The sequence below is a fragment of the Brevundimonas sp. FG8 genome (assembly GCF_057808845.1).
In genome coordinates this window covers 158,992-183,319 of record NZ_JBMDIU010000003.1, presented here as the reverse complement: position 1 = coordinate 183,319, position 24,328 = coordinate 158,992, and the positions used below count along the sequence as shown (strand labels likewise).

The window sequence follows — 24,328 nt, the reverse complement described above, 5'->3', positions numbered from 1 at the left end:
TTCGGGCCGTCGGGGCCCGTGTCGGGCGTCCCCTCGTGATGGCTGTTCTTCGCAACTGGAGTTCGTCCGCCCGCGCGTTCGCGCAGGATGTCGCGGCGCGCCCGGTCCGGCTGCGTCCCTTTGTTGAGGGGGTGCTGGTCGCGGTTCTGCTGGTTCAGGCCGGCCGCATGGTATGGCTGTTCGTGGAGCCTTCCGCTCCGGCCTCGGCGGATGCGCCCGCCGCTGCACGTCCCGCGGATACCTCCATCTTCCAGCGCTTCGACGCCTTCTTCCGCACCGGCGGCCAGTCGAGCATGGCTGAAGACACCGCCACGGGCAGCAGCCAGATGCGGCTGTTCGGCGTTCGCGCCGACGGCGTGGGCGGCGGCTCGGCCATCATCGGACTGGCGGACGGCCGCCAGATTTCGGTCGGCGTGGGCGAGGAGGTCGAACCGGGCCTCGTTCTGCAATCGGTGGCCGCCGACCATGTGGTCCTGTCGCGCAATGGCGCGCTCAGCCGTCTGATCTTCGCTGAAACGCCCGTCGGCGCCGCCGCTCCGCCTGCGCCCCCTGCCGGGGATCAGGTCGTCGCGCCGCCTAGCCCGCAGCCGACGCCCCAGACGACCTCGGCGCCGGGAGCCGCCGTGGTGGACCCGGCCCAGTTGATGGCACAGGCCTCGCTGCGTCCGCGCATGCGCGGGCTGGCGGTGAACGGCTTCACCGTCAACGCCTCGGGAGAAGCGCCCGCGCTGGGCGCGGCGGGGCTTCAGGCGGGGGACGTCATCCTCGCCGTCAATGGCATCGAACTGAACAGCGCGGGGCGGATCGCCGACCTGCGCCGCAACCTCGCGACCGCGCCTTCGGCCGAAATCCGCTTTGAGCGGGGCGGGCAGGCGCGCACCACCACCATAAGGACCGCCCGGTGACCCGCATCAGCCGCAATGCCGTCTGCGCCGTTCTGGCCGGACTGATGATCGCCCACGGACCGCTGGCCGCCGCGCCGGTTATGGCCCAGGCGAACCAGCGCCAGACCCTGAACGTGCAGGGCGCAGACATCCGCGCCTTTATTCAGGATGTGGCCCGGATGACCGGCCGAACCTTCATTGTCGATCCGGCGGTGACCGGCACGGTGACGGTGACCAGTGAGCGCGCCCTGTCGCGGGCAGAGCTGTTCGAGGTCTTCCTGTCGACCCTGCGAGCCAATGGTCTGGTGGTGACCCGGACCGGCTCGGGCGCCTATCGCATCAGCCCGGCGCAGGGCGCCGCGCAAGGGCCGGCGACGGTGGGCGGAGAGCGCTTCACGACCGAGGTCTTCCAGCTGCGCAACATTGACGCCGCTTCGGCTGCCGAGACCATCCGTCCGCTGGTCGGCGCCCAGGGGCAGGTGCTGGCCAATCCGGGCGGCAACAGTGTCGTGGTCGCTGACTTCGCCGACAACCTGACCCGCATCCGGGCCCTGATCGCCCGCATCGATGTGGATCGCGCCAGTTTCGACGTGATCACGCTGGAGAACTCGTCCGCGCGCGAGATCGCCGCCGTCCTGCAATCCGTTCTGACCCCTCCGGGCGGACAGCCGGGGCAGGGGATGGTCTCGGTTACGCCGGTCGACAGCTCCAACTCCGTCGTCCTGCGCGGCGATCCCGCCGCCGTGGCCCGGGTGCGCCCGCTGGTCGAGGATCTGGATCGTCGCGCCCGCTCCGCCGACGACATCAGGGTGATCTTCCTTGAGCACGCCAACGCAGAGCAGCTTCTGCCCGTGTTGCAACAGATCGTCGGCCAGCCGATCTCTCCGGCGCAAGCCAACGCCACTCCGGTCGCCGGCGCCGAAGGTGCGGCGCCTCCCGCGACCGCCGCTGCGGTGGCGCCCGCCGCGCCCGGCCAGCGCGCGACCATCGCCCGTTTCCCCGGCGCCAACGCGCTGGTGATCTCGGCCTCGGCCGAGACGCAGCGCACGCTCGCCGAGGTGATCCGTCAGCTGGACCAGCGCCGTCAGCAGGTGCTGATCGAGGCCATCGTGGTCGAGCTCAGCGACACCGCCGTGCGTGAACTGGGCGTCCAGTGGCTTCTCGCCGGCGAGGACGGCGCGCCTATCGGGCTGACCAACTACAGCGACAGCGCCACGCCGCTTCTGCCCATCGCGGGCGGGGCCGCGGCGACGCAACTGGATGAAGACGATCCGCTGCGCGAGCAACTGCAGAATCTGGCCATCAACTCCCTGCTGGGCGCCAACGGCTTCGTCGGCGGCGGTGGCGGGACCATCGGCAACGGGCTGTTCGGTTTCATCATCAATGCCGCCAAGACGGACAACGGCTCAAACCTGTTGCAGACGCCGTCGTTGATGACCCTCGACAACGAGGAGGCGACGATCCTCGTCGGTCAGGAAGTGCCGATCACCACCGGCGAGGCCCTGCTGGACGGGAACTCCAACCCCTTCCGCACCACCCAGCGGCAGGACGTCGGGGTAAAGCTGGTGGTCCGGCCCCAGATCAACGCGGGCGGCTCCATCACCCTGCACCTGCGTCAGGAAGTGTCGAGCATCAACGGCGTGCTGACAGCGTCGAGCAATGATCTGGTGCTGAACAAGCGCGAGCTGGAGACGACGCTGGTCGTCGATGACGGCGACATCGCCGTGGCCGGCGGCTTGCTGGACCAGAATGATCGTCTGGCCGTCGACAAGGTGCCGGGGCTGGGCGACATGCCGGTGATCGGCGCCCTGTTCCGCTCGACCAGCAACCAGCGCGGCCGCACCAATCTGATGGTCTTCCTGCGCCCGACCATCGTGCGCTCGAGCGCGGATTCCCGTCAGCTGGCCGCGGATCGCTGGGGATATATGCGCGACCAGCAACTGGCCAATGATCCGACCCGCGAGCCGAGCCTGGACGAGATGCTGCGCGACTACATGCGCACCCAGCCGCCGGTCGCGCCTGCGCCGACGCTGGTTCCGGGCGAGGTGGTGATCTCGCCCCTGCCGCCCGTCACCGCGCCGCAGGAGTGATCCGGTGATCACCCTCGTCAATCCGACACTGCCCTACGGCTTCGCAAAGCGGCACGGGGTGATCCTGCTCGACGCGGGCGAGATCGCGGTCGTCGGCCTGCGCGAGGGCGCGGACCCCTCGGCCCTGATCGAGACCCGCCGCGCGCTGGGCCGTCCGCTACGGATAGAGCCCCTGTCGCAGGCGGCCTTCGACCGACAGCTTTCGGAAGTCTATGCGGGCGACCATCTGAACGCCGCTGACGGCGATGATCTGGCCATGCCCGGCGGGCTGGACGGTCTGATCGACGACATTCCGGCCGCCGCCGACCTGCTGGACACAGCGGATGACGCTCCGGTCATCCGCCTGATCAACGGCGTCATCGCCGAGGCCGTGCGCACCGGAGCCTCGGACATCCATCTCGAGCCCTTCGAGAGCGCCCTGATTGTTCGGATGCGCGTGGACGGGGTGCTGCGCGAGGCCCTGACGCTGAGCCCGCGCATCATCCCGCTGCTGGTCTCGCGCATCAAGGTCATGGCGCGGCTGGATATCGCCGAGAAGCGGGTGCCGCAGGACGGCCGTATCCCGTTGACTTTGGGCGGCAAGACGCTGGACGTGCGGGTTTCGACCCTGCCGTCGCGGGCGGGCGAGCGCGTCGTGCTGCGGATCCTCGACAAGGATCAGGCCGGTCTGTCGCTGGAGCAGCTCGGCATGGCTCCCGATGCACTGGACGTCTTCCGCATCGCGCTGAAGGAGCCGAACGGCATCATTCTGGTCACCGGGCCGACGGGTTCGGGCAAGACCACCTCGCTGTATGCCGGTCTCAGCCTGCTGAATGACGCCACGCGGAATATCCTGACGGTCGAGGACCCGGTCGAATACGCCATCGACGGCATCGGCCAGACGCAGGTGAACACCAAGGTCGGCATGACCTTCGCCGCCGGGCTGCGCGCCATCCTGCGTCAGGACCCGGATGTGGTCATGGTCGGCGAAATCCGCGACGTCGAAACGGCGGGCATCGCCGTTCAGGCCTCGCTGACCGGCCACCTGGTGCTGTCGACCGTGCATACCAATGACGCGGTCGGGGCCATCACCCGCCTGCGCGACATGGGCATCGAGCCCTTCCTTCTGGCCTCCACCCTGCGTCTGATCGTGGCCCAGCGGCTGGTGCGCCGTCTGTGCGGGGAATGCCGCACGCCTGAGCCTGCCGACAAGGCGACGGCGAAACTGGCGGGGGTGAAGAAGGGCGATACCGTCTGGCGTCCCCACGGTTGCCCGCACTGCCAGAACACCGGCTACGTCGGCCGCGTCGGCCTGTACGAAACCATCCGTGTCGATGACCGCGTGCGCCGCCTGATCGCCTCGGAAGCAGGCGAGGACGCCATCGCCGCCGCGGCGTTCGAGACCTCCGGCACGCTGAGCCAAAGGGCGCGTGATCTGGTCCTGTCCGGCGTCACCTCGGTCGAGGAGGCCGTGCGCGTTACACGTCAGGAAACCGGCGAGGCGCATGAGCCCGTCGCGGCGGAGGTCGCGGCCTGATGGCGAGTTTCGACTATGTGGCGGTGGACGCCGGCGGGCGGACGGTGTCCGGAGCCGTGACGGCTGCTGACGAGATCGCCGCCCGGGCCCTGCTGGGCAGGCGCCGGCTCATGCCGCTCGAGATACTGCCTGCCCGTGCGGGAGCCGCCCGTGCCGCTGCACCCTCGGCGAAGGGCGCGAAGCTGGACGCCCGCACCCTTGCACTGACCACCCGTCAACTGGCCACGCTGGTCTCTGTCAGTCCTCTGGAGGAGGCTCTTCGCACCATCGCCCTGCAGGCTGACCGTCCCGCGGTGCGCCGGGTGCTGGAAGGCGTGCATGCGGGCGTGCTGGAGGGGCGCCGCCTGTCGGACGCCATGGGATCGCAGGGACAGGCTTTCCCGCCGCTCTACAGGGCCATGGTGTCCGCCGGCGAGACGTCGGGCGCCTTGCAACCCATTCTGGAACGTCTGGCCGACGGTCTTGAGCGCGACCGGCAGATCCAGGGCAAGGTGATCACAGCGCTCGTCTATCCCGCCGTGCTGGCCGTGGTGGCGCTGGGCGTCATCACCGCCCTGATGGCCTTCGTCGTGCCCAAGGTGGTCGATCAGTTCGACAGCATGAACCAGACCCTGCCCCTGCTGACGCGGGTGGTGATCGGCGTGTCCAACGCCATGCGCGATTGGGGCTGGCTGATGATCCTGCTGGGGGTGCTGGCGGGCGTGCTGGGCGTCGTCGCCCTGCGCAATCCGGCGGTCCGGCTGAGGGCCGACACCTTGCTGCTGAAGTTGCCGTTGATCGGTCGCCTGACCCGCGACCTGCACGGGGCGAAGATGGCGCGGACGCTGGCGACAATGCTGACCTCGGGCCTGCCGGTGCTGGAGGGGCTGACCATCACCGCGCGCACCGTTTCGAACCGCCGCCTGCGGCAGGCGACCGAGACAATGGCGGACGCGGTGCGGGAAGGGGGAGGCCTGTCCGCCGCCATGCGCCGGGCCGACGTCTTCCCGCCGATCCTCGTCTACATGACCGCCTCGGGCGAAAGCAGCGGGCGGCTGGAGCCGATGATGGAACGCGCCGCCGACTATCTGGAGCGCGAGTTCTCGACCTTCACCGCCGTGATGCTGAGCCTGCTCGAGCCGGCGATCATCGTGGTCATGGGCGGCGTCGTGGCGGTGATCGTCCTGTCGATCCTGCTGCCCATCCTGCAGATCAACACCTTGGCCATGGGCTGAAGATGAGTGCTGTAATGACTGAAGTTGAAAAGAAAATCGAACAGCGCCGCCCTCGCGCTCAAGTAGCGTCGCGCCGCGCGCGACGCGGTAGTGGCCAAAAGAGAGCCGGTTTCACCCTTGTCGAGCTGATGGTGGTGATCGTCATCATCGGCCTGCTGGCCACGGTCGTCGTGATCAACGTCCTGCCCAGTCAGGACAAGGCCATGGTCGGCAAGGCGCGTGCGGACATCGCCACACTGGAGCAGGCCATCGAGACCTATCGCCTCGACAATCTGACCTTCCCGGACAGCCTTGAAGCGCTGGTGACAGCGCCGACCGGTCTGGCCAATCCCGAACGCTATCGTCAGGGCGGCTACATCCGTCGCCTGCCGAAAGACCCGTGGGGCGCGGACTACCAGTTCAACCGCGAAAGCCGTCACGGCGGAGCGTTCGATGTCTGGTCGTTCGGCGCCGACGGTCGTGAAGGGGGCGAAGGCAATGACGCCGACATCGGCAACTGGCGGTAAGAGCCGTCAGGGCTTCACCCTGGTGGAGCTGCTGATGGTCGTGGCGATCATCGGGCTGGCTGCGGGGGCCGTGGTGCTGACCCTGCCGGACCCCAAACCGGCTGTGGCGGCTGAGGCCGAGCGGTTTGCCTCGCGGCTGGTTCGCGCGCGTGAAGAAGCCATCCTGACCAACCGTCCGGTCGCTGTTGAAGCGGGCGCGGCTGGTTATGCCTTCTCGACATTTGACGGCTTGCAGTGGTCGCCGCTGGCGGACGGACCGTTCCGCGCGGAGGTCTGGAGCGACGGGGCGACCGTGTCCCCGTCCGGACTTGCCGTGCGTGTCGTGTTCGATCCGTCAGGCGTGGCCGATCCCGCGACGGTGACCCTCGCTCGTGAAGGCCGCAGCCGCACGATCTCGGTCGACGGCGCCGGCGAGGTGCGCGTCGATGGCTGAACGCGGCGGTTTCACCCTGGTCGAGATGCTGGTGGCGCTGGCGGTATTCAGTCTGGCCGCCATGGCCCTGCTGAACCTGTCAGGCGAAAGCACCCGTTCGGCCCAGCGCGTTGAGACCCGCACCCTCGGCGGCATGGTGGCCGAGAATGTCGCGGTCGAGGCCGCCGTCGCACCGTCTCTGGGCGAGGGTGAGACGTCTGGCCAGTCCGATCTGGGCGGGCGTCGCTGGGTCTGGACCCGCGCCGTTCTGCCGACCTCCGACGCCGACCTGCTGCGAATCGACGTCCGGGTGCGCGATGAGGAAGGGCAGGCGGCCGAGCGCACCCTGTTCCGCAGGCGCAACCCGTGAACCGCGCGGGATTCACTCTTGTGGAGGTGCTGATCTCCCTGATGATCTTCGCCATGCTGGCGGCGGCGGGGGCGGCGGTTCTGGCCGTGACCGTGGACAATCGCTTCGCCGTCAAGGCGCAGAGCGACCGCGTCGGCGATCTGCAAAGGATGCGCGCCCTGCTGCGCGCGGACATCGGTCAGGCGACAGGACGTCGGGCGAGGGGTGTGACGGGACGCCCCGCGCCGCAGGCGATGATCGGCCCGATGAGTTCGACCGATCCGCTGCTGACCCTGACCCGCGCGGGCTGGAGCAATCCGGGGGACCGCGCACGACCGTCATTGCAGCGGGTCGAATACAGCCTCGTCGATGGTCGGCTGGAGCGACGTGTGGCGGAGCAGCTGGACGGCGCGCGGCCGGGGCCGCCGCAGGTGCTCTATCGCGGCGTCCGCGATGTGACCGTCGCCTTCATCCGGGACGGGGAAGCGGCTCCGGCCTTCACCTCGACCACGGACAGGCCGCTGCCCGACGCCGTGCGCCTGACCATGACCCTCGACGGGTACGGTCCGGTCGAGCAACTGTTTCTGGTCGGGGGCGGCCGATGAAGCGCCGACCCGACCGTGAGGGCATGGCCCTTCTGACCGTCCTGCTTCTGGTTGCGGTCATGTCGGTCGTCGCCGTGGCCCTGCTGGACGACGTTCGTTTTTCGGTGCGCCGTGCGACCAACGCCGAGACGGGCGGACAGGCCCAGTGGCTGGCTTCAGGCGCTGAACTGATGGCGCGCGACCGCATCAGGCGGCTGATGCTGATGGATCCGACCCGCACGCCGCTTGAGCCCGATTGGAACGGTCGTCGTCTGGACTTTCCCATCGACAACGGCGCGATCAGCGCCACGGTCTCCGACGGTCAGGCCTGCTTCAATCTGAACAGCGTGGTGCTGGGCGTGGGCGAGGACCTGATCGCCCGGCCGGAAGGGGCGGCGCAGTTCCGGGCGCTGGGCCGCGCGGTCGGCGTGCCTGACAGCCGGATGCGTGCGATCACCGACGCCCTGACCGACTGGCTGGACGCTGACAATGTCGCCTTGCCGCTGGGCGCCGAGGACGGAGCCTATGCGGGCTTGTCCACGCCCTACCGCACGGCAGGGGTGATGATGGCCGAGACCAGTGAGCTGCGCGCCGTGAAGGGTGTGGATGAGGACGCCTACCGTCGCCTGCGGCCCTACGTCTGCGCCCTGCCGACCAGCCAGTTGTCGCCGTTGAACGTGAACACCCTCAGCGCTGATCAGGCCCCTCTGATCTCCATGCTGACCCTGGGCCAGGTCACGCCGCAGCAGGCCCGAGCCGTGATCGCCCGTCGCCCGCGCGACGGCTGGGCGAACAGCGAGGCCTTCTGGAGCCAGCCGGCCCTTTCGAACTTCACGCCCGACGAAGGTACCCGTGCGCAGGCCGTTGTCCTGACGCGCTTTTTCCGCCTCCGGGTGGACGTGGAATATGGCGGCGCGCGCGCCGTCCGCACCGCCCTGCTGGAGGCCCGCCCCGACGGCGCCGTCCGCACAGTCATCCAGCGTTGGACACCCGAAGAATGAAGCCCACACGTCTGATCCTCATTCCCGCCCTGGCGGGTGACCCGGCGCCGTATCTGGTGATCGGAACCGGCGGCTATGTGCTTGAGCGGGGCGTCCTGTCGATGGAGGCCGTCGAGCAGCCGGAGCCGATGCGCACCGTCGCTGTCGCGCCCGGCGCGGACGTCCTGATCCGTTGGCTGGACCTGCCACCCGCCAGCGCCGCACAGCAGCGGGCCGCGGCCCTTTGGGCGCTCAAGGACGATCTGGCGGCCGCCCCGGACCGCCTGTCGGTCGCGCTGGGTCCGGTTCCGGCGTCGGGCGAGCCGCGTCTGGTCACGGTCGTCAGCCTGTCGCTGGTGGATGCGTGGACCGACTATCTGTCGGGACTGGGCGTGCGGGCGGATGTGCTGGTCCCGGATGTTCTGACCCTGACCGAACCGCTGGACGACAGTCTGACCGCCGTGGCGTTCGGCGACGCCATCGCCCTGCGGGGGCGGCGGTTCGCCGCCTCGATTCAGCCGGATCTGGTCGATCTGGTCGCCCACGGCCGCACAGTGGAGCCGGTGGATGACACCGCCTTGATCGAGCGCGCCCTGGTGCAGGCGGCATTGGCGCCGCTGGTCGATCTGACGCCCACCCGCCTGCGGGAGGCGGCCGAAAGCCGTCGGGGCTGGGGGCGGGCCGCCGCTCTGGCCGCCGCCGTCGTGCTTTCGCCGCTGGTGCTGATGATCGCCGGCGCCGCGCGCGATGACATGGCCGCCGCCCGTGCCGATGAACAGGCGCTGTCCGAGATCGCTCGCGTCGATCCCGAACTGGCCCGGACCTCAGACCCCGTCGCCGCCCTGCGTGGGCGGGTGCGCGCCGCGCCGCCGCCCGGGGGCGTCATGGCCGCGACCGCCGCCCTGTTCGCGGCGGTTGAGGGCGTGCCGGAGGCCGAGATGGATATGCTTGTCGTCGATCCCGAGGATGGGATGAAGGCGGCGGTCACCCATGCCGACTACAGCGACATCCAGACCATCGACGCGGCCATGCGCGCCTCGGGCCTGACGGTCACGGAGACCGGAACCGAGGACAACGCCGGACGCGTGGTCAGCGACATCACGATCGGAGCCGCCCGATGAGCGCCCTTTTCTCCCGCGCCCACGGTTGGTGGGACGGCCGCACCGTGCGCGAGCGCCGGATGCTGGCGGTGATGTTGCTGCTGATCGCCGGCGTGCTGATCTGGCTGGTCGTGGTGCGACCGGTGCAGGCCTGGCGGGTCGCGGCGGCGGATCGCCGGGCCGAAGCGGAGACGGTGCTGGCCGAGGTCCGTTCCGGCCTGCGCGTGGTCGCGCCGTCGTCGACGCCTGCGTCCGCCGATACGGAAGGTCTGGAGCCCTTGGTGCGTCGCACGGCGGAGACAGCGGGCCTGACGGTTGTCACCACCATGGCCCCCGGCGGGGGGCTGGGCGTCCAGATGTCGCAGGCCCCCGGTCGCGAGACCTTCGCCTGGCTGGCGTCGCTTGAAGCGGATCACGGGGTGAAGGTCTGCGCTCTGGGTGTCATGGAGAACACCGACGCCACCCTCAACATCGACGGCTCACTCGGCCGGAACGGTTGTTCCACTGTCGGCTGAGGTCTTTTTCGGGTCCGGCGCCAGCGGCACGCCCTTGAGCCACAGCCGAAGCGCCTCCCAGTGGATGGCCGCGACGACCTTCAGCGTCTCGAAGGGCAGGGCCAGGGTCGCCTTGAGGATTTCCCGGTCGGTCAGCGCCCGCTGCTCGCCCTGCATGGCCGTGGCGATGACCAGACCCTCCGGATCGCGGCCGTCGATGGTGAGGTGCATGAGGTCGCCCGGCGTCTTGCCCTTGAAGGCATAGGCCATGTCCATCTTCATGAAGGGCGAGACGTGCAGTGTCTTCTCGCAGCCGTGTCGGAACAGCTCGCCGCCATCGGCGCGCAGAACATAGGACCGGCGCTCGCCGAAGGTGCTTGTGACTTCGTAGATGACGCCGACCAATCCGCCGTCGGCCCGGTGCGCGTAATAGACACTGATCGGATTGAAGACGAAGCCCAGCACGCGCGGCAGGGTCAGCAGGCGGATCGGTCCGTCCACATCGGTGATCCCGGCGGCGTCGAGTCTCGCCAGCGCCTGCTCGCGCAGCTCGCCTGATGCGCCGTCGCCATGGTCCCGGGGCTGGAAGGACAGCAGGTTGAACCGTCCGATGGAGAACAGCCGGGTCTTCGCGGCGGCCTCCTCCAGACGGTCAATGTCGAGCAGAATCCAGAACAGCCTGTAGCGGAAGGCATGCACGCGCGGACGAACGCGCCGGTGCATCACTTCGCCGCGATACAGGCTGCCGGCGTCGATCATGCGCTCAGCCGTTCCGGTTCGGACGCGGGCGCCAGATGGATGCGGCCGCTCTCGTCCTCGACCTCCCACGGACGGCGAACACCGCCCAGTTGCTCCGCCACCGCCAGCCCGGACTGCAGGCCGTCCTCATGGAAGCCCGCGCCGAAATGGGCGCCGCAGAACCAGACGCCGCCCTGACCCTGCAGGCTCCACAGCTCTTTCTGGGCCGCGACGGCGGCGTTGTCGAAGATCGGGTGTTCGTACACCTCGGTCCGAAGCAGGGTTTCAGGTCGGGGAGGGCGGGGCGGGTTCAGGGTCACGAACAGATCCGTTCCGGGCAGGCCCTGCAGCTTGTTCATCCAGTAGCTGACGCACAGGCCGTTGTCCGTGCCCATGTAGTTCCAGCTGGCCCAGGCGCGCCGACGCTTGGGCATCAGCTCCGGGTCGGAATGCAGGATGGTCAGGTTGCGGCTGTAGCGGAAGGCTCCCAGCAGGCGCTGCTCCTCCGGCGTCGGCTCGGCCAACATGGCCAGCGCCTGATCGGCATGGGCACCGATGACGACATGGTCGAAGGTCTGCTCGTCGCCGCGCGCGTCCCGCACGACCACGCCGTCGGCGACGCGTCGGATCGAGGTCACTTCACGGCTCAGACGGACAGAGTCGCCCAGCGCCTGCGCCAGCTTCTCCACATAGACGCGGCTGCCGCCGATGATGGTCCGCCACATCGGGCGGTTCAGGAATTGCAGCAGGCCGTGGTTGCTGCAGAAGCGGACGAAGGCTTCGGCGGGATAGTCGTTGATGGTCTGGGCGGGGGACGACCAGATGGCGGCGGCCATCGGCAGCAGGTGATCGTCACGGAACGCCGCGCCGAACTTCTGCGACTTCAGATAATCCCCCAGGCTGATGTTCGGGTCCGCCATGGCGGCGATGTCGCCCGGCGCCCGGCGATAGAAGCGAACCAGTTCGCTCAGCATCTTCCAGAAGCGCGGACGGAAAACATTGCGGCGCTGGGCGAACAGGGCGGGGGCGGCGTACTCGAAGTCGCCGTCATCCAGCGAGACCGCGAACGACATATCCGTCTCCCGGGTCTCGACCTTCAGATGATCCAGCAGGGCGCAGAGGTTGGGATAGGTCGCGCCGTTGAAGACGATGAAGCCGGTATCGACCGCGACCTCGCCGTCGGGCATCCGCGCCGTGACCGTGTTGGAATGACCGCCCAGCCGTGGTTCGCGCTCATAAAGCGTCACTTCATGCCGGCTTTTCAGCAGCCAGGCGCAGGACAGGGCCGACACGCCGGACCCCACCACGGCGATGCGCAGGCGACGGTTGCTGGAAGCGGGATGTACGAGGGTCAAGGACGTGGTCTCAGGCAGGACGGCCCGTGGGCCCGGTGTCCTTGTTACGTCGTTCAACGCATTCCGGATGACGCGTGATCCAGACGAGGGCACAACACGTATGATGTTGCATGCATGGCTCCGTGACGATCTCCGGCCCTCAAACCGTCCGCGCGGCGCGCGTGGCTGACGCCGTGGAAGATTTTGACCGGTTGATCGTGGCGGTGGCGCAGACGCGGGACCGTGATGCCTTCGCTCAGCTATTCCAGCATTTCGCTCCGCGCCTGAAAGCCTGGCTGATTCGTGGCGGGGCGGCCGAGGCGGCGGCGGAAGAGTTCGCGCAGGAAGCCATGCTGACCGTCTGGCGCAAGGCGGACCTGTTCGATCCGCGCATGGCGCGCGCCTCGACCTGGATTTTCACTATCGCCCGTAATCGCCGGCTGGACGCCCTGCGAAAGGATGCGAGAGCTCCGCTTATCGACCTGGCCCCGCCGCCGCTCGATCCAGAGCGCCCGGATGACCTGCTGGAAGAGCGGCAGGATGCGGCGCGTATCCGGCAGGCGATAGCGTCCCTGAACCCTGAACAGGCGCAGGTGCTGCACCTGTCCTTTTTCCTCGATGAACCTCATTCCGCGATCGCCGAGCGGCTGTGTCTGCCGCTGGGGACCGTAAAATCCAGAATCCGAAAGGCCATGCTGAAACTACGCGTCATGCTGGAACAGGAGGGCGGTCGATGAACGCGCGTCCGTCTCCGTCTGAAGAGCGCCTGCTGGCCTATGCCGCGGGCACGCTCAGCCCGCCCGAGGCGGTGGTCGTCTCCACCTGTCTGGCCATGCGGCCGGACGCCGACGCCTGGGTGCGTCAGTTGCAGGGCGTCGGCGGCGCCATTCTGGAAGACCTTGAGCCGACAGCGATGCAGCCCGACGCCCTGAGCCGGGCGCTCGCCCGAGTCGGCTCCGACACCGGCGAGGTGGTGGCCGAGCCGCCGCTGAACGACATGCCGGAGCTGCCGGAGCCTCTGCGCCGCTATCCGTTGGGGCGCTGGCGCAGGTTGGGTGGCGGCGTCGAGGTTCGGGACGTGCACGCGCCACGCGACGGCGATACGCGCGTCATCCTGCTGCGGATCGCCCCTGGTCAGGCTACGCCGAAGCATACGCACGGCGGGGTTGAACTGACCTGCGTTATTTCAGGGGCGTATGCGACCGAGAATCAGTCTTATTTCGCCGGTGACTTCGAGGAAGCTGATGGAGAAACCCTCCATCAGCCGCGTGTGATCTCGGATGAGCCTTGCCTCTGCGTAGCGGCCCTTGACGGCCAGATCATCCTGGACGGCTGGTTCGGTCGTCTCATCCAGCCTTTTGTACGATTGTAGATGCCGGAAATTTTGCTCTGGGGCGCGTCGGCGCTTCTGCTTGTGGTGTTGATGTCCGTCGCTTGGCTGGTCCAGTGGCGGACGGGGCAGGGGGCGTGGGTCGATGCGGTCTGGACGTTCGGGGTTGGCCTGGCCGGCCTTCTGGTCGCCCTGTGGCCGCTCAGCGCCGGTGAACTTCATTTCCGACAAGGCGCGGTGGCGGGGCTGATCGCCCTGTGGAGCCTGCGTCTGGGCGGCCATCTGGTCGAGCGGGCGCTTAAGGGGGCGCCGGACGAACGCTATGAGGGGCTGAAGCGCCAGTGGGGCAAGAAGGCCCAGCCGCTGTTGTTCGGCTTCCTGATGCTGCAGGCGGGGGCGGGCGCGTTTCTGGTCGTCAGCCTGCTCGTTGCCGCGCGAAATCCGACGCCGGGACCGACGGTCATGGACCTGCTGGGCGTCGCCATCATGCTGGGCGCCCTGTGGGGCGAGGCCGCAGCGGACCGCCAGTTGGCCGTCTTCAAGGCCAACCCCGCCAACAGGGGCAAGATTTGCGACACCGGCCTTTGGGCGTGGTCGCGCCACCCGAACTATTTCTTCGAGTGGCTGGGCTGGTGCGCCTGGCCGGTGATGGCGATCAGCTTCGGCGGCCAGTGGCCATGGGGCTGGCTGGCCCTGACCGGGCCGGTCTACATCTACTGGCTGCTGACCCGCGTTTCCGGTGTGCCCCCACTGGAGGCGCACATGAAGAAGACCCGGCCAGAGGCCTTCGCCGTCTATGCCGCCCGGACCAGCATTTTCTTCCCGCGTCCGCCGAAGAAGGACTGACGGTCAGCGGTTAATCCGCACGACAGCGCCTTCAGCCGGGTCCGACACGCCGTCGGCCAGCGCCCGCACGACCTTGGCGGCGGCCTCCAGACCCTGATGCTCAACAATGCTGATCCATGGCGAAGTCGGCTCGATAACGCGCGCGAAGAAGGTCTTCTGATCCGCCAGGAAGCGCTCGTAGAACGCATGTAGCGTCCCGCGCTCGCGATGCTGATCCAGACAGGTGGCGGCGAAGAAGAAGACCGGCTTGGGTCCGACCAGTTCGGGATCGTCGAGGGTGAAGCCGTCGCTCCGGGTCGAGCCGACCAGACAGTCATAGGTCAGGTGTCGGCCGAAATGGGCATGCACTCGCCGCCGCAACGCCGGGTCTCCCGCCAGATCGAGATAGAGGGTCGGGACATCGGCGCTCAGGCTCTCCAACGCATCATACTCGTGTACGGCGTCATAGGCGCCGAGGCTTTCAACGAAGGCGTGGTTCCGCGCTCCGGTCATGGCCACCACCTCGATGTCGTCCTGCTCCAGACACCAGGCGGCGCCGTAGGCGGTCTTGGATGAGGCGCTGGACACCACGATCCGCTTCGCGCCGAAGAAGCGGGCGTCCCGCAGGAAGTCGACGGCGGTGTAGGAGGTCACAAACAGGGGGCGGAAGATCGCCTCGCTGTTCTCCAGAGCCGGATCATAGTGGCGGTCGGCGGCGCACAGGACATAGCGATTGTAGATGTCCGGCACCGCCTTGCGCCACGGCGAGGCGTCGGCGAAGCCGCCGCGCGACACCTTTTCGGCCTGGACCAGCAGGGTGTCCGCCATCGGGAAGTACCCGAAGACCCGCGCCCCGACCTCGACGCCCTCAGCGCGAGAGGCGGCGACATCGGCGAAACCCCAGACGGGCATCAGGCCATAGTCGTCGCGTCCTGTCGGAAAGACCTTCCAGTAGCCGATGGCGTCGCCATAGGCCGCGTAGGTGATGTTGTTGGTGGTCAGGGAGAAGCGGTCCAGCGCCAGCAGGACCTCGCCCTCGACCAGTTCGCCCTGATCCGGGATCGCCGTGTTCAGCGTGTCGCCGATATCCGCCTTGCGCGTCATCAGGCGGTGGTTCGCATCGGTCATGGCGGCTCGTCCCGTTTGTCTGGTCTGTTTCGCGTCAGACTAACAGGAACGGCGGTTGACGCAGGAGAAGGATCGGGGCGGCCGCCGGTGCGAACCGCCCCATCCTGACATCAGGCCGAGATGCGGCCGAACAGGTCGGCCAGTGCGTTCATACGGCCGCGCTGAACCGGCTGGGCCTTTTCGGCGGCCGCGCGCAGGGTGGCGGCCAGACGGCTGGCCGAGCGCTTGTCCACGCGTCCGCCGCGCCAGCCGGTCACCACCGCGCCGGCTTGGGTCGCGACATCAGCTTCCAGCGCGTTCCCGCGGGCCAATTGATCCAGATAGGACTGGGCCACGTCCGGGGTGTCCGACCAGCTGATGCGGGTTTGCAGTTGCGGGTTGATCTCCTCGGCCATGATGGCCTCGGCCGCCGCGATCTCGGCCGCCGACAGGTTCTCGTTCGGAACCAGACGCAGGACGTCCAGACCACGCGCGATCTCGCTGGAGTAGATCCGGCCGTTCAGCCAGTAGGCTGACCACGATCCGCCGACGTACAGGCGCTCGGCGCTGATCGGGCCACGGTCGAAATAGGCGATTTCGGTCGGCTTGGTCGGGTCCGAGAAGTCCATGACCGACACGCCGCCCTGATACCAGGACTGAACCATCAGGTCGCGGCCCGGGACCGGGATGATGTTGCCGTTGTGAGCCACGCAGTTCTCGGTCGCGCCTTGGGCCGAAGGCAGCTTGTGGAAGCTGCGGCCCGTCAGGGTGCGGTTCTCGATCGTGGCGACCATGTTGGCGCCCCAGGTGGCCGGGTCTTCGGCCCGGCACCGCGCGCCGATGCCGCCGCCCCATTCATCGGTGAAGACGACCGAGGTGCCGGCGTTGTTGAAGGTGGCCGAGTGCCAGTAGGCCATGTCCGGATCGAAGATGTCCGACACGCGCGCCGGATGTTCGGGGTCCGAGATGTCCAGCAGGATGCCGTTGCCGCTGCACGCGCCGCCGGCCAGTCCGATGGCCGGATAGACGGTGATGTCGTGGCACTGGTTGGTCTGGGCGGTATTCTGGCTGGCGACCCCGGCCCGGCCCCCGCGCCACAGGCCCGCGACCCGGCCCGTGGTGGCGTCGGCGAAGATGCGCGGACGGTTGACGATGGCGGCGTCCTGCGGGTGCGTCAGGTCGACCTTGATCACGTCGATGGAGAACAGGGCGGTCTCGGGGTTCGAGTCCGGCTGCCCGTCCGTGCAGATCGACAGCTCGTCGGTCTTGCGGACGCTCGAGGTGCCCTGACCGTAGACATACAGGATGTTGGAGTCGGTCGGATGCGGGACCAGCGTGTGGGTGTGCGAGCCACGGCAGGTCTGGATCGCCGCGATCTGACGCGGAGCGTTCAGATTGCTGATGTCGAAGATGCGAACGCCGCGGAAGCGGGTGGGATTGACCTCTTCACTGGAGGTCGCGGTGCTGCAGTCCAGCTGGCCGCGGCCTTCCTCGACCGACATGAACAGCAGGTTGCCGTGCACGGACACGTCGCCCTGACCGCCTGGACAGACCACGGACATGACCAGTTGCGGTGCACCGCCGCTGCTGATGTCATAGGCGTTGAAGCCGTTGAAGTTGCCGACGAACAGCTTGCCGTTCGACAGGGCCATGTCGGTGTTCGCCATGCCCAGAACGCTGAAGTTCGGATTGCCGCGCGCGCGGGTCATCAGCGCCTGACCTTCGGCCTGGCTGGTCGGGGGCGAGAAGCCGATCTCGGGATCGACGAAGCCCTCCGGTTTGCCGAGCGTGTGCTCCAGCACCATTCCCGATGTCGCGATACCGGCGTCGTTCAGGCCGGCCGACAGGGCGCTGCGGGCGTCGGCCGTGATCCTCTGGGCGTCGCCGGGGCCGGAGGACTGCTGGGCGGCCGCGGCGCTGGCGCCCAGAAGCATGCCGAGAACGGCGACTGAGGACAGCAGGGTCTTGCGGATGGTCATGGCCGGTCTTTCAGGTGAAAGGAGATCAGAGATCGGAAAGCAGGGACTGCATGCGCAGGATTTCGGTGGACTGGTCCGCCACCACGGAATTGGTGAAGTCCGACAGCAGGGTGTCGCGACCCGCGTCGGGGTGTTCCAGCAGGTCGGCGACCATGTCGATGGCCCCTTGGTGGTGCTGGATCATGCCGGTCAGGAACAGCCGGTCGAACGCGTTGCCCCGCGCCGCCGCCAGCCGCGCCATCTGGGCGGGGGACAGCATGCCCGGCATCAGGGGAGTTTCGGACGGCGCCATGGCGTGACCGGCGTGTGCCGAGTGATCCATGCTTCCATGGCCCATCCCGTGACCGGAGTGGTCCGTCTGCATTTCGGTCGATTGATCGCGCGCGATCAGCCAACTGCGCATCAGCTCCATCTCGGCCTCCTGCGACAGGGCGATCCGGCGGCCCAGCAGCTTGACCCGGCTGTTTTCGCCCTGGGTCTCCAGCAGCGCGACCATCTCCACCGCCTGGGCGTGATGGACGATCATATGCTGCATGAACTGCACGTCTTCGGCGGTGTAGCTGGTCCGGGCCAGAGCCAGGGCCTGATCGGCGGTGATGACGCGCGACGGCTGTCCGGGCGCCCCCGGCTGAAAGATCGGAGGGGCGCTCTGCGGCGCCAGAAGCGCCGCGGTCGCAATCAGTCCGGCCAGATACGACAAACGCTACTCCCCAGCCGCGACATCGAAGGCGTCCAGACTAGGGGGCGTTTTCGGATCGACGCAAGCGCGCGAGTATTAAAAGGAAGCAAGGCTGATCGAACGTTCCGGACTTTCACCCGCGCGATGCTCTGGTGCTAGGTTGCCGCGAGTTGAATCAGCGCCGGCGCCCGGCGTGTCATCGGGAGGCCCGACATGACCAGCGAGACGACCAAGCGCCGCGCGGGCATCCAGTCGGTCGGCATCGGCCTGCGCGTGCTCGATGCTCTGGCCTCCTATGAGGAACCACAGGCGCTCGGGACCATCGCCGCCGCCTCTGATCTGTCGCCGTCGCAGGCGCACCGCTATCTGGCCAGCCTGTGCGCGGCCGGAATGGCGCGTCAGGACGCGGGCAGCGGGCGTTACGATCTCGGCCCGGCGGCCTTGCGTCTGGGACTCGGCGCGCTCAGCCGCATCGACGCCTTTCAGGAGGCGAACCAGCGCATCACCGACTTCGTCCACGAGACCGGTCGCACAGTGCAGATGGCGTCGCTGGGTCCCAGCGGTCCGATCGTCGTGCGCTGGGTGATGGGCTCACCGCCGATCTCGACCTCGCTGATGGTCGGGTCGCCCCTGCCGCTTTTACGTTCGGCGACGGGGCACCTGTACCTTGCGTTCCGCCCCGACAGCCATACGCGGCACATGATCGAACGGGAGACCGCCGAGGACCGGGGGCTGACCCCCGTGGATGTCGAGGCCATCCGCGAGCGGGTGCGGGCCGACGGCTATTCCGGCGTCAGCGGCACCCTGATCCCGGGCCTGCGCGCGACAGCTGTACCGATCTTCGACCTGCAGGCGGAGGTCACGCTGACCGCGACGGTGCTCGCCACCGACGCTTTCCGGCCCGACCGCGACGATCAGGTGCGTGAGCGCCTGATCGCCGTCTGTGATGAGATCACGGCCGCCATCGGCGGTCGCCGCCCGGTCGTCTAGGCGGCGGCCTTGCGCAGATCGGTCGCCGGATCGCTCGCCCGGTCCGCGACCAGCGCCTTGCCGATCAGCCGCTTGGCGGCGCCGAAGTCGCGGGGTTGGTCCAGACAGACGGCGCCGACCAGCACGTCATCGCGCACATACAGCCGGACGCCGTCGCCGCGCGCGATGACGGTGTCGCCCGCGCCCGGATCGCCGACGATCTGCAGCATGTGGCCACACTGGGCGGTCCAGAACCACGGCGCCGGCTCGGGCTCGGCGGGCAGGCCGAGGATGGCCAGAGCCGCTGCGCGCGCCGAAGTCTGGGCGTGGGCCCAGGTCTCCATCCGTCGCGGGTTCGGCTCGTCTCCCCAGGTGCGCGCCGCCAGATCGCCGATGGCGAACACCCGTTCATCGCCGAGCGAGCGATATCTCGAATCGACCAGCACGCCACCCGCGGTCGGCAGGCCCGACGCCTCGGCCAGCTCCGCACAGGGAATGATGCCGATGCCGACCACCATCAGGTCGGCCTCCAGCGTCTCGCCGCCGTCCAGCTGAATCTTGAGGCCGTTCGCGCGGTGCTCGATGGCGCGCACCGAGCGGCCCAGACGCACATCCACACCGATTCTGGCGTGAGCCGACGCCAGCCAGCCGGCGGCTTCTCCCGGAATGTTGCGGCCCAGCAAACGATCCCCGGCCTCCAGAACCATCGCCGTCAGGCCCAGATCAACCAGGGTCGACGCGGTTTCCAGGCCGATGACGCCACCGCCGACGATGACGGCGCGTGCGCCCGGTTTCGCGGCCTTCGCCAACGCGCGGGCGTCGTCGGCGGTGCGCAGATAGTGGATGCGCGGATGGTCCGGCGTGTCCAGACGACGCACTCGCCCGCCGGTCGCGAGGATGAGCCGGTCATAGGGAGCTGATGAGCCGTTCGATAGGGTGACGGAGCGGCTTTCCAGGTCGATGGCGATCCCGCTGACGCCGAGCGTCAATTGCACATTGAGATCGCGCCATCGCGCATCATCCGCCAACCAGACCGGCTCCGGGTCCGCGCCTGAGAGGAACGCCTTCGACAGGGTAGGGCGCTCATAAGGTGCATCGGTTTCTTCTCCGATCAGACTGATTTCGCCGGAAAATCCAAGATCACGCAAAGCGATGGCTGCGGACCCGCCCGCGTGTCCGGCGCCCAGAATGACGATGCGTTCGTCCATGTCGTTTCAATCCCTGTGTGCGACGCACAATATGCAACGCGTTTGACATAGATCAAAAACCACGACATCAGTGCGGTCAACGGCGACTTCAGATCGTCGATGGAATTGCTGCGCCGGGAGCCGTGATCTTGAACATTTCCGTTCGTCCGCCTGAGGGCAGGGTGTGGCCGGCCGACGCCGACGCCGCGGTGCCCTACTGGGTCTATACGGACCCCGAAACCTACGCCGAGGAGCTCCGGAAGATCTGGTACGGGCCACACTGGCTGTACGTGGGTCTGGAGTGCGAGCTGCCGAACGTCGGCGACTGGAAGACGACCACGCTGGGCGAAAAGCCGGTGGTCATGGTCCGGTCAGCCGAGGGCGAGATCTCGGTCGTCGAGAACCGCTGCGCCCACAAGGGCGTGAAGTTCTGCCAGGCCCGCTTCGGCCATTCGCAGGAACTGATCTGCCCGTATCACCAGTGGTCCTACGCCCTGAACGGCGACCTGCAGGGCGTGCCGTTCCGTCGTGGCGTGAAGCGTCAGGGCGGCATGCCCGCCGACTTCGACCTGTCGCAGAATGGGCTGAACAGGCTGCGCGTCGAAGAGGTCAACGGCGTTGTCTGGGCGACCTTCTCGGACGAAACCCCGGCCTTCCGGGAGTACCTCGGCGAGAAGTTCTGGAAGCATTACACCCGCGTCTATGACGGCCGGAAGCTGGAGGTGCTGGGCTACAACCGTCAGCACATTCCGGCCAACTGGAAGCAGATGCAGGAGAACATCAAGGACCCGTATCACGCGGGCCTGCTGCACGTGTTCTTCGCCACCTTTGGCCTGTTCCGCGCCGACCAGAAGTCCGCCGTCGATATCGATGACGAGGGCCGTCACGGCATCCTGATCTCGCGCAAGGGCGAGCAGGAAAAAACCGAGGCCATGGCCGATATCCGCAACTTCCAGGGTGATCTGGTGCTGGAAGACCCGCGCGTCATGGACGTGGTGCAGGAGTTCCCCGGGGAAGAGACCGTCGGGATGATCACCATCTTCCCCAGCGTGATACTGCAGCAGCAGGTGAACAGCCTGACCACCCGTCAGATCGTCCCCAAGGGCGTCGGCGGATTCGACTTCCACTGGACCCACTGGTGCTACGCCGACGACACGCCGGAGATGCGCCTGCGCCGCACGCGTCAGGCCAATCTGTTCGGCCCCGCCGGCTTCGTCTCGGCCGATGACGGCGAGGTTCTCGAGATGACCCAGCAGGGCGCCTGCGGTTCGCCGGACGAGCACTTCATCCTGCAGATGGGCGGCCGCGAGATCGCGCCGACCGATCACCAGGTCACCGAAACCGCCGTGCGCGGCATGTATCGCTACTGGCGCAAGGTGATGGGCCTGTGAGCGCCGAGACCCTGACCCGTCCCGCCGCGATCACGCGTGATGCGATCCGCGACCTGTTCGACGACTATTACGCCACCCTGGATGACGTCCGCCTGCACGATTGGCCGGACTTCTTCACCGAGGACTGCCTCTATCGGGTGATCCCGCGCGAGAATTATGAGGCGGGCTACACGCTGTGCACCATGCAGGCCGAGAGCCGGGGGATGCTGAAGGACCGGGTCACCGGCCTGACGCGGACCCAGATGTACGCCCCGCGCTACTACCGCCGCTTCCCGACCGCGCCGCGCATCGTGGCTGAAGGGGAGGGCCCCGATGCGAAGCCTTACGTTCAGGTCCGGCACAATCTGCTGCTGGTCCAGACCCTGATCGACAAGACCTCCGACATCGTCCTGTCCGCCGTCTGCCACGACAAGGTGGTGGTGGATGAGGGCCGCCTCCGGTTCGTCGAGCGGATCGTGGTCTTCGATTCCGAAATGATCCCCAACAGTCTCGTGTACCCCGCATGACCGCCACCCTGACCTGGCAGCCGACGCTGCCCCCTTCGGATCTTGAGCAATACGGCGTGGCCCAGGCCGTCGTCGGCGGCCTGAAGATCGCGCTCTATGCGGTGGACGGCGAATATTACGCCACCGCCGACCTGTGCACCCACGGCGCCGCCAGCCTGGCCGACGGCTATCTGGACGGCGACCTGATCGAATGCCCGCTGCATCAGGGCACGTTCAACGTGAAGACCGGCGCGGCTGTCGGCGCGCCTTGCAGCATCGCTGTGAAGACCTTCCCGGTGAAGCTGGAAGACGGCCTGCTTCACGTCGGCGTGGAGAGCTGACATGCACAATGCCGAACCGCTGAAGAACGACCAGCAAGCCCAACTGAACGCCCTTTACGAGCAGATGGAGCCGGAAGGCCTCTATCCGCTGTGGGAGAAGCTGGCTGCCCTCGTGCTGCCCAAGCCGGACAGCCCGGCCAAGGTGCACAAATGGTCGTATGACAACGCCCGCGAATACCTGATGCGCGCCGGCGACCTGATCAGCGCCAGACAGGCCGAGCGCCGGGTGCTGATCCTCGAGAACCCGGGCCTGCCGGGCCACTCGGGCATCACGCCCAGCCTGTACGCTGGCCTGCAATTGATCCTGCCGGGCGAGGTGGCTCCGGCGCACAAACACACCCAGTGCGCCCTTCGCTTCGTCATCGAGGGTGAGAACGCCTACACCTCGGTCGATGGCGAAAAGGCCGTGATGCGTCCGTTCGATCTGGTGCTGACCCCGGGCGGCCAGTGGCACGATCACGGCAATCCTACGGACAAGCCGATGATCTGGCTGGACGGTCTCGACATCCCGACCGTGCGCCACTTCGACGCCAGCTTCGCCGAGGGCTATCCCGAGGACCAGTTCCCTGAACAGGTCCCGCCCGGCGACAGCATCAATCGCTACGGCCGCAACATGCGTCCGCTGAAGGGGCATACGGCGGATCGCCGTCCGGCCGACCAGCCCCTGTTCCACTATCCCTACACCGACTGGCGTCCGGCGCTGGACGGTCTTGCTGGCAGCGGGGCCGACATCGACCCGCATCTGGGCCACGCGCTGGAGTTCCTGAATCCGGTCAACGGCGGCTCGATCATGGCCACCATCTCGGCCCACGTCCGCCTGATGCCGGCGGGCTTCGAGACCCGGCCGCGCCGCTCCACTGACGGCACTATCTTCGTTGTCGTGGAGGGAACCGGCGAAGCCGTTATCGAGGGCGAGACCATCGCCCTCAACCCCCGCGAAATCCTGGTCGTCCCCTCGTGGAAACAGGTCGTCTTCAAGGCGACCGAGCAGCTGGTTCTGTTCGGTTACTCGGACAAGGCCTGTCAGGAAAAACTGAACCTCTACAGAGAAGAAAACGCATGAGCCTGCTGTTCGAGACCCCGGCCCCCGTGCTGGCCGCGACCACGACCGGTGACGATTTCCCGGTTCGTCGCGTGATCTGCGTCGGTCGCAACTACGCCGCCCATGCCCGCGAGATGGGCCGCGACCCGGACCGTGAACCGCCGTTCTTCTTCACAGCCTGGGCCGAAACCGTCGTGCCGTCGGGTACGGTGATCGCCTATCCGACCGAGACCGGGAATTTCCACTACGAGGCCGAGCTGGTCGTCGCCATCGGCAAGGGCGGTCGGAACATCGCCGTCGAGAACGCGAAGGACCACGTTTGGGGCTACGCCACCGGTCTCGACATGACCCGTCGTGACCTGCAACTCGACGCTCGCGCGCAGGGCCGTCCTTGGGACACCGGCAAGAACGTCGAGCAGTCGTCGCCCCTGGGCCTGATCCACAAGGCGGGCGAGGGCGATTTCGATCCGGCCAAGGGCGCGATCAAGCTGACCGTCAACGGCGAGACCAGACAGGACGCCGATCTGGCCGAGCTGATCTGGCCGGTCGATGACATCGTCGCCTTCGCTTCGCGTCTGTGGAAGCTGGAACCCGGCGACCTGATCTACACCGGCACCCCCGCGGGCGTGGGCGCCGTGGTCGAAGGCGACGACATCGTCGTCACCATCGACGGACTGACGCCGCTTGAAATCAAGGTTGGGCCGAAAGCGGCCTGATCGGGACCACCATCAACATCATCATCGGGGATGAAGCGGGCAGGGAAGATCCGCGCGTCCCGCAGGGGAGGAACAA

General features: G+C 67.7%; 26 protein-coding genes. 20 read left to right on the top strand and 6 right to left on the bottom strand.

The genetic code is table 11. The annotated features are described in order from the left end of the window. The first annotated feature begins 38 nt into the window (after positions 1-38). Genes ACODRV_RS07195 through ACODRV_RS07145 form a run of 11 tightly spaced genes read left to right on the top strand, consistent with a single transcriptional unit; the run spans position 39 to position 10,150 of the window. Positions 39-905, top strand: a complete 867-nt coding sequence (locus ACODRV_RS07195; RefSeq protein ID WP_488907866.1) for a type II secretion system protein N — start codon at positions 39-41, stop codon at positions 903-905. Between the two features lie 44 nt (positions 906-949). Beyond that, on the top strand, positions 950-2,974 hold the full coding sequence (gspD, locus tag ACODRV_RS07190; protein WP_141628273.1) for a type II secretion system secretin GspD: 2,025 nt from the start codon (positions 950-952) through the stop codon (positions 2,972-2,974). A gap of 4 nt (positions 2,975-2,978) precedes the next feature. Then, the gene (gene gspE, locus ACODRV_RS07185) at positions 2,979-4,490 is read left to right on the top strand and encodes a type II secretion system ATPase GspE (RefSeq protein WP_488907865.1); all 1,512 of its coding nucleotides are present in this window, start codon (positions 2,979-2,981) and stop codon (positions 4,488-4,490) included. Continuing rightward, a complete protein-coding gene (gspF, locus tag ACODRV_RS07180) occupies positions 4,490-5,704 on the top strand; it encodes a type II secretion system inner membrane protein GspF (RefSeq protein ID WP_488907864.1) in 1,215 nt (404 codons plus the stop codon). The genes gspE and gspF overlap by 1 nt, the downstream gene beginning before the upstream one ends. A gap of 2 nt (positions 5,705-5,706) precedes the next feature. Continuing rightward, positions 5,707-6,210, top strand: coding sequence for a type II secretion system major pseudopilin GspG (gene gspG, locus ACODRV_RS07175; RefSeq protein WP_168196808.1), 504 nt, complete (start codon positions 5,707-5,709; stop codon positions 6,208-6,210). Further along, on the top strand, positions 6,182-6,643 hold the full coding sequence (locus tag ACODRV_RS07170) for a GspH/FimT family pseudopilin (RefSeq protein WP_141626549.1): 462 nt from the start codon (positions 6,182-6,184) through the stop codon (positions 6,641-6,643). Before gspG ends, ACODRV_RS07170 begins: the two co-directional genes overlap by 29 nt. After that, positions 6,636-6,992: a type II secretion system minor pseudopilin GspI gene (gspI, locus tag ACODRV_RS07165; protein ID WP_488907863.1), complete on the top strand. Its 357-nt coding sequence runs from the start codon at positions 6,636-6,638 to the stop codon at positions 6,990-6,992. Before ACODRV_RS07170 ends, gspI begins: the two co-directional genes overlap by 8 nt. Further along, positions 6,989-7,576: a type II secretion system minor pseudopilin GspJ gene (gene gspJ, locus ACODRV_RS07160; protein WP_141626551.1), complete on the top strand. Its 588-nt coding sequence runs from the start codon at positions 6,989-6,991 to the stop codon at positions 7,574-7,576. Before gspI ends, gspJ begins: the two co-directional genes overlap by 4 nt. After that, entirely contained in the window at positions 7,573-8,556 is a 984-nt protein-coding gene (gspK, locus tag ACODRV_RS07155; RefSeq protein ID WP_141626552.1) for a type II secretion system minor pseudopilin GspK, read from the top strand. The genes gspJ and gspK overlap by 4 nt, the downstream gene beginning before the upstream one ends. Then, a complete protein-coding gene (gene gspL, locus ACODRV_RS07150) occupies positions 8,553-9,656 on the top strand; it encodes a type II secretion system protein GspL (RefSeq protein ID WP_488907862.1) in 1,104 nt (367 codons plus the stop codon). Before gspK ends, gspL begins: the two co-directional genes overlap by 4 nt. Continuing rightward, a complete protein-coding gene (locus ACODRV_RS07145; RefSeq protein WP_488907861.1) occupies positions 9,653-10,150 on the top strand; it encodes a type II secretion system protein M in 498 nt (165 codons plus the stop codon). The genes gspL and ACODRV_RS07145 overlap by 4 nt, the downstream gene beginning before the upstream one ends. Here the strand turns inward: ACODRV_RS07145 and ACODRV_RS07140 are convergent. Further along, the gene (locus tag ACODRV_RS07140; protein ID WP_488907860.1) at positions 10,115-10,888 is read right to left on the bottom strand and encodes a DUF1365 domain-containing protein; all 774 of its coding nucleotides are present in this window, start codon (positions 10,886-10,888) and stop codon (positions 10,115-10,117) included. The genes ACODRV_RS07145 and ACODRV_RS07140 overlap by 36 nt on opposite strands. Continuing rightward, positions 10,885-12,222: an NAD(P)/FAD-dependent oxidoreductase gene (locus ACODRV_RS07135; protein ID WP_141626556.1), complete on the bottom strand. Its 1,338-nt coding sequence runs from the start codon at positions 12,220-12,222 to the stop codon at positions 10,885-10,887. The genes ACODRV_RS07140 and ACODRV_RS07135 overlap by 4 nt, the downstream gene beginning before the upstream one ends. 161 nt (positions 12,223-12,383) lie before the next feature. Between ACODRV_RS07135 and ACODRV_RS07130 the strand changes: the two genes are divergently transcribed. From ACODRV_RS07130 to ACODRV_RS07120, 3 genes are read left to right on the top strand one after another with little or no spacing between them, the layout of a single operon-like run. Further along, positions 12,384-12,938, top strand: a complete 555-nt coding sequence (locus ACODRV_RS07130; protein ID WP_488907859.1) for a sigma-70 family RNA polymerase sigma factor — start codon at positions 12,384-12,386, stop codon at positions 12,936-12,938. Beyond that, positions 12,935-13,573 carry a cadmium/peroxide/UV radiation responsive anti-sigma factor ChrR gene (chrR, locus tag ACODRV_RS07125; RefSeq protein ID WP_488907858.1) on the top strand — a complete coding sequence of 213 codons (639 nt, stop codon included), beginning with the start codon at positions 12,935-12,937 and terminating at the stop codon, positions 13,571-13,573. Before ACODRV_RS07130 ends, chrR begins: the two co-directional genes overlap by 4 nt. Further along, positions 13,574-14,377: a DUF1295 domain-containing protein gene (locus tag ACODRV_RS07120; RefSeq protein WP_488907857.1), complete on the top strand. Its 804-nt coding sequence runs from the start codon at positions 13,574-13,576 to the stop codon at positions 14,375-14,377. It begins immediately after the preceding gene. Between the two features lie 3 nt (positions 14,378-14,380). On the opposite strand, the gene ACODRV_RS07115 is transcribed toward ACODRV_RS07120, so the two are convergent. From ACODRV_RS07115 to ACODRV_RS07105, 3 genes are all read right to left on the bottom strand, one after another. Continuing rightward, positions 14,381-15,484 carry a DUF2855 family protein gene (locus ACODRV_RS07115; RefSeq protein ID WP_488907856.1) on the bottom strand — a complete coding sequence of 368 codons (1,104 nt, stop codon included), beginning with the start codon at positions 15,482-15,484 and terminating at the stop codon, positions 14,381-14,383. Positions 15,485-15,594: 110 nt separating this feature from the next. After that, complete coding sequence (locus tag ACODRV_RS07110; RefSeq protein ID WP_141626561.1) at positions 15,595-17,442, bottom strand: LVIVD repeat-containing protein; 1,848 nt, start codon at positions 17,440-17,442, stop codon at positions 15,595-15,597. A gap of 25 nt (positions 17,443-17,467) precedes the next feature. Next, a complete protein-coding gene (locus ACODRV_RS07105; protein ID WP_141626562.1) occupies positions 17,468-18,142 on the bottom strand; it encodes a DUF305 domain-containing protein in 675 nt (224 codons plus the stop codon). Positions 18,143-18,334: 192 nt separating this feature from the next. On the opposite strand from ACODRV_RS07105, the gene ACODRV_RS07100 reads away from it, so the two are divergent. Then, positions 18,335-19,111, top strand: a complete 777-nt coding sequence (locus ACODRV_RS07100; protein ID WP_141626563.1) for an IclR family transcriptional regulator — start codon at positions 18,335-18,337, stop codon at positions 19,109-19,111. Here ACODRV_RS07100 and ACODRV_RS07095 read toward each other — a convergent pair. Beyond that, positions 19,108-20,298 carry an NAD(P)/FAD-dependent oxidoreductase gene (locus ACODRV_RS07095; protein ID WP_488907855.1) on the bottom strand — a complete coding sequence of 397 codons (1,191 nt, stop codon included), beginning with the start codon at positions 20,296-20,298 and terminating at the stop codon, positions 19,108-19,110. The two genes, ACODRV_RS07100 and ACODRV_RS07095, sit on opposite strands and share 4 nt — an antisense overlap. A gap of 128 nt (positions 20,299-20,426) precedes the next feature. Between ACODRV_RS07095 and ACODRV_RS07090 the strand changes: the two genes are divergently transcribed. The 5 genes from ACODRV_RS07090 to ACODRV_RS07070 are packed head-to-tail and all read left to right on the top strand — an operon-like array spanning position 20,427 to position 24,252. Further along, a complete protein-coding gene (locus ACODRV_RS07090) occupies positions 20,427-21,668 on the top strand; it encodes an aromatic ring-hydroxylating dioxygenase subunit alpha (protein WP_168196809.1) in 1,242 nt (413 codons plus the stop codon). Then, positions 21,665-22,174: an aromatic-ring-hydroxylating dioxygenase subunit beta gene (locus tag ACODRV_RS07085; RefSeq protein ID WP_141626565.1), complete on the top strand. Its 510-nt coding sequence runs from the start codon at positions 21,665-21,667 to the stop codon at positions 22,172-22,174. The genes ACODRV_RS07090 and ACODRV_RS07085 overlap by 4 nt, the downstream gene beginning before the upstream one ends. Continuing rightward, the gene (locus tag ACODRV_RS07080; RefSeq protein WP_488907854.1) at positions 22,171-22,494 is read left to right on the top strand and encodes a non-heme iron oxygenase ferredoxin subunit; all 324 of its coding nucleotides are present in this window, start codon (positions 22,171-22,173) and stop codon (positions 22,492-22,494) included. Before ACODRV_RS07085 ends, ACODRV_RS07080 begins: the two co-directional genes overlap by 4 nt. A 1-nt stretch (position 22,495) precedes the next feature. Beyond that, on the top strand, positions 22,496-23,557 hold the full coding sequence (gene gtdA, locus ACODRV_RS07075) for a gentisate 1,2-dioxygenase (RefSeq protein ID WP_488907853.1): 1,062 nt from the start codon (positions 22,496-22,498) through the stop codon (positions 23,555-23,557). Next, on the top strand, positions 23,554-24,252 hold the full coding sequence (locus ACODRV_RS07070) for a fumarylacetoacetate hydrolase family protein (protein ID WP_488907852.1): 699 nt from the start codon (positions 23,554-23,556) through the stop codon (positions 24,250-24,252). Before gtdA ends, ACODRV_RS07070 begins: the two co-directional genes overlap by 4 nt. Positions 24,253-24,328 lie beyond the last annotated feature (76 nt).

Excerpts from the sequence above, each read along its gene's own strand:
- ACODRV_RS07110 (WP_141626561.1), bottom strand. The coding sequence starts at position 17,442 with ATGACCATCCGCAAGACCCTGCTGTCCTCAGTCGCCGTTCTCGGCATG.
- gspF (WP_488907864.1), top strand. The coding sequence starts at position 4,490 with ATGGCGAGTTTCGACTATGTGGCGGTGGACGCCGGCGGGCGGACGGTG.
- ACODRV_RS07120 (WP_488907857.1), top strand. The coding sequence starts at position 13,574 with ATGCCGGAAATTTTGCTCTGGGGCGCGTCGGCGCTTCTGCTTGTGGTG.
- gtdA (WP_488907853.1), top strand. The coding sequence starts at position 22,496 with ATGCACAATGCCGAACCGCTGAAGAACGACCAGCAAGCCCAACTGAAC.
- gspK (WP_141626552.1), top strand. The coding sequence starts at position 7,573 with ATGAAGCGCCGACCCGACCGTGAGGGCATGGCCCTTCTGACCGTCCTG.
- ACODRV_RS07080 (WP_488907854.1), top strand. The coding sequence starts at position 22,171 with ATGACCGCCACCCTGACCTGGCAGCCGACGCTGCCCCCTTCGGATCTT.
- gspI (WP_488907863.1), top strand. The coding sequence starts at position 6,636 with ATGGCTGAACGCGGCGGTTTCACCCTGGTCGAGATGCTGGTGGCGCTG.
- gspG (WP_168196808.1), top strand. The coding sequence starts at position 5,707 with ATGAGTGCTGTAATGACTGAAGTTGAAAAGAAAATCGAACAGCGCCGC.
- ACODRV_RS07145 (WP_488907861.1), top strand. The coding sequence starts at position 9,653 with ATGAGCGCCCTTTTCTCCCGCGCCCACGGTTGGTGGGACGGCCGCACC.
- ACODRV_RS07070 (WP_488907852.1), top strand. The coding sequence starts at position 23,554 with ATGAGCCTGCTGTTCGAGACCCCGGCCCCCGTGCTGGCCGCGACCACG.
- ACODRV_RS07195 (WP_488907866.1), top strand. The coding sequence starts at position 39 with ATGGCTGTTCTTCGCAACTGGAGTTCGTCCGCCCGCGCGTTCGCGCAG.
- ACODRV_RS07170 (WP_141626549.1), top strand. The coding sequence starts at position 6,182 with ATGACGCCGACATCGGCAACTGGCGGTAAGAGCCGTCAGGGCTTCACC.
- ACODRV_RS07140 (WP_488907860.1), bottom strand. The coding sequence starts at position 10,888 with ATGATCGACGCCGGCAGCCTGTATCGCGGCGAAGTGATGCACCGGCGC.
- chrR (WP_488907858.1), top strand. The coding sequence starts at position 12,935 with ATGAACGCGCGTCCGTCTCCGTCTGAAGAGCGCCTGCTGGCCTATGCC.
- gspL (WP_488907862.1), top strand. The coding sequence starts at position 8,553 with ATGAAGCCCACACGTCTGATCCTCATTCCCGCCCTGGCGGGTGACCCG.
- ACODRV_RS07100 (WP_141626563.1), top strand. The coding sequence starts at position 18,335 with ATGACCAGCGAGACGACCAAGCGCCGCGCGGGCATCCAGTCGGTCGGC.
- ACODRV_RS07115 (WP_488907856.1), bottom strand. The coding sequence starts at position 15,484 with ATGACCGATGCGAACCACCGCCTGATGACGCGCAAGGCGGATATCGGC.
- gspD (WP_141628273.1), top strand. The coding sequence starts at position 950 with ATGATCGCCCACGGACCGCTGGCCGCCGCGCCGGTTATGGCCCAGGCG.
- ACODRV_RS07095 (WP_488907855.1), bottom strand. The coding sequence starts at position 20,298 with ATGGACGAACGCATCGTCATTCTGGGCGCCGGACACGCGGGCGGGTCC.